The following is a 3,570-nucleotide window of genomic DNA, read 5'->3' as shown; positions in this document are numbered from 1 at the left end:
TGATGGTCAAATATTTGATTTCCCGAAACTTTATGAGTATGGAATTTTTTCACAACCTATTTAGGATTGCTATAGATCTTACGGGCTTAAGGGCTGATCGGCCCCTTGCAGGTAAGTTTGATAACTTTTTCGTACACCCTCAGATCAAAGAAGAGATAAAAAGTAATGCCGATAAAAAGCAAGCAAGAGTTGTAGGGGAACCTGATGAAAGTTTTGATTTGTTCACGTTCAAAAGTCATCGGGCAATTGTGATTGGTCAACCTGGTGCGGGAAAATCCACTTGGGCAAAGTGGTTGCAAAGAGAGGCTTTAAGTACTCGGTGGACTGGTATTTGTGTTCGAGTTGAGTTACGCCGTTTCTCCAGTGAGACCTTGTTGTCTTTGCATGAATTAATCCGAGAAGCAGCAGGTCAACATTTAGCAGAAGAACTTACAGGAGAGCGCATCGGCGAATGGCTTAAGGCAAAGCAGATAGTCTTCATTCTCGATGGTTTTGATGAAATTCGCCCTAGCGAACGAGAGAAGGTTTATGACTGGATTGTGGAGTTGAACACGGCGGTGCGGGAGTGTTCCTTTATTCTAACTTCTCGCCCTTTAACAACTGACCATCTGGAGCGTTTAAGTACAAACTGGCAGTGCTGGACTATAGAACCGTTCGATGAAGAGCGGATTGTTGACTACATTCAACGGTGGTACACACATACATCATTGCTGCCAGAAAGTGATCGTGTAGTTGATGCTAGCAATCTTGCTGCAAGTTGGCGTAAAGATCCCACTATTGAACCGCTTACAGGTAACCCACTTCTACTTTCGACTCTGTTAATGGTTCATCATCTGGATGGTAGCCTTCCTAGTGGGCGCTCACAGCTTTATCGGCGGTATGTCGAGGGTATGCTGGGCTTATGGGACGATCGTCGTAAGGTAGCGGCAACAACTGTTCAACTTTCCTTAGAAGAAAAGCGACAAATCATGCGAGGTTTGGCCTTAAAAATGTTTCTCAGGGGACAAGATCAACTTGATGAACCTGCTGGATTAGAGCTAGTGCAAGGATTACTCCAGAAAATAAATGTTTCTTTACCTGAAGAGGAGGTTCTTGCAGGACTCCGAGAGCGATCGGGCCTTATTATTGGGCCTGGTATTTATAGCTTTGTACATAAAAGTGTCGCGGAGTATTTAGTTGCAGAATCTGTCTTACAAGGAGATCAGCGAGATGAAAGTGGACGTAGGATAGACCGCTTCTGTTTATTTGAACATCGTGATAATGACCGATGGAATACAGTAACTTTCCTATGGGCAGGACTTGCGCCAGTAGCTGATTTAGAGTCGTTTATTCAGGAATGTAGTAGTATCAAAGCATGGAATTTGGCCTACGGTATCCTTACAGATCAATATGAAAGATTTTCAATAGAAATTCGCCGTAAGTTACTGTTGACGATAGTTTCCGCACATCCAAAGTCTATTCCTTGGAACAAAAATTTTTCTTGGGGATATCCAGAGCATCCTGAAAAGAAGCATAACAGGCTGACAATCCCAACATTTGAGTTACGAAGTGTTGTATCATCGCATGAACGCTTTGATATCCTTGTGGCACGTGCCGTAGAAGATGGTACTCTTATTTGGCCAGATAGCGTTAATGGCAAGGGAGAGATTCGGGATCTTTTATGGATGTTCTGCGTTACAAGAGTACGAACGATAGAGGAATGGAAAACTTGTCTAATAGCTCCTTGTCCCAACAGTGCTCCCTCTATAGACTGGCTATATTGGGTTGCGAAATGTGTATTCACTACAGTTGTCACAGAAAAAGATTCACCACAGCTTGAACTTGTTGTAGAAGCTTATAAGGAAGCTTGCCCTTCTGCTGGTGGATTAGTGCCAATTGTTTTAATGTCTATCGCCGTTCGCTTATATAGCTCCAACTCCTATTCACAGTGCATTCCAAATTCTAATGAATATGCAACGATTCTTCAGATTTTGTCTAACAATGATAGCAGTGAAGTCTTACAGGATTGGTTAGTGGGAACTCGTGAATGGGTACTACTTCATTCTGGATCTAATAAACCGGTAATAGATCTTTTAACGACTTTCACAGAACAAATGGAGAAATTGGTTAAAGAGGGTGCGCTCAATCGCGATGAAGTTTACGAAGGTGCTATGAACTTTGTTGAGGAATTGCGAAAGCGTAGAGAAGCTATTTATTCTATCTCATCAAGCAATCACCCTTGAACTCAACAACCAGATTCCCCAAGGAGTAAAGATGAAATAATTGTTGAGCAATATATCCTCAAGTAAAAACATGGTTACATTCGCTATCTTGCCGGTATCTGATGCAAATGGTGAGAAGTTACATCGTGCGATCACAGGTAATAAGCAATCAACAGAGCCAATATGCCCCTCCTTTTCACCGGCATAATAAGCTTTCGTGCTGTTTGGGGTAATTATAACTGAGTTACCGATCCGGGTTTGGAAGGTGGCCGGTTTAGGTTTTGACGCAGTGGGCAAGGCAATCTTGGGAATTTCTACTTTTTTGGCAATCCTTGAAACTTTTTGTCAACGCAAAGTATCTGGCCGGTTTAGTAATTATTTGAAATAATGCCTGCTAATCTTGTAAAAAAGTCAACTTTAAGGAACGTCTGTACTTATAAAAACCGGGTAATCATTCTTTCTATCTTGAGCGGTCTTGTTTACAATTTAGGAGGAAACGAAGCGTAAAGCAGTGCAACGGTTAAGTTTTTAGAAGTTCGAGATCAATAGGTGTGAAATGGAATCGAAAAAGGCTATTCAGTATAAATATGCTTTAAATTCTGAAAATCAGACGGTTTATATAGGAGACTTAGAACGTACTCCTGGCTTGAGAAATCAAGCTTTCACTTGTATTTCTTGTGAGAATATCCTAATCCCTAAACTTGGAAAAATCAGAAGTAAGCATTTTGCTCACAAATATATTGCTAGTTGTTCCGAAGAAACTTATTTACACAAACTGGTTAAAAACTTGTTTGTTCAGGAGTATCAAAAATGTCTGGATACTCGAAGTCCGTTTGAGCTAGAATTAGAAATTCCCCAGATTTGTAATACTTACGAAACTTTTTTTGGAACCACCTGCACGCTAGAAATAATAGAAAAACCTTTTGACTTAACAAAAAGATATACCAGGGTATCCCTTGAAACTAGAGAGGGAGAGTTCATCCCAGATGTTTTACTCAGTAATGATTCCGGAATTCAAAAGTTATTTGTTGAAATAGCGGTCACTCATTTTTTGAGCGAAAAAAAAGTGAATTCTTCCTTTAAGATTATTGAAATACAGATAAAAAGCGAGGAAGATATAGATTTTATCCACCAACGATTAATCAGACAAAGCGATCCAAAAGTCAAATTCATTAATTTGGACATAAAACCCGACGTTAGCTTTTACTGCAAAGACAAAGAATGCCCGACAAAAATGGGGATGTTCATCGTACTCAAAAGCGGTAAGCTATTACACATTTAAACTGGGATAAAATTATTTCCTTTATTGTTAATTTTTCTATCCCAGTTAATAATTAACTCTCCTTCATTTAAGAGGCGATGTAATAAA

At 40.0% G+C, this 3,570-nt stretch carries 2 protein-coding genes; both read left to right on the top strand.

Going from position 1 to position 3,570, the window contains the following annotated elements; genetic code table 11:
* Positions 1-2,222, top strand: a 2,222-nt coding sequence (locus NG798_RS27055; RefSeq protein ID WP_261226823.1) for an NACHT domain-containing NTPase, incomplete at its 5' end; no start/stop codon positions are given.
* A 535-nt stretch (positions 2,223-2,757) separates the two neighbouring features.
* A complete protein-coding gene (locus NG798_RS27050) occupies positions 2,758-3,483 on the top strand; it encodes a competence protein CoiA family protein (protein WP_261226822.1) in 726 nt (241 codons plus the stop codon).
* The last annotated feature ends 87 nt before the right edge of the window (positions 3,484-3,570 follow it).

This window comes from Ancylothrix sp. D3o (assembly GCF_025370775.1).
Taxonomy (GTDB): Bacteria; Cyanobacteriota; Cyanobacteriia; order Cyanobacteriales; family Oscillatoriaceae; genus Ancylothrix.
The sequence above is the reverse complement of the archived record's forward strand: the minus strand, read 5'-3'. Positions and strand labels throughout refer to the sequence as shown.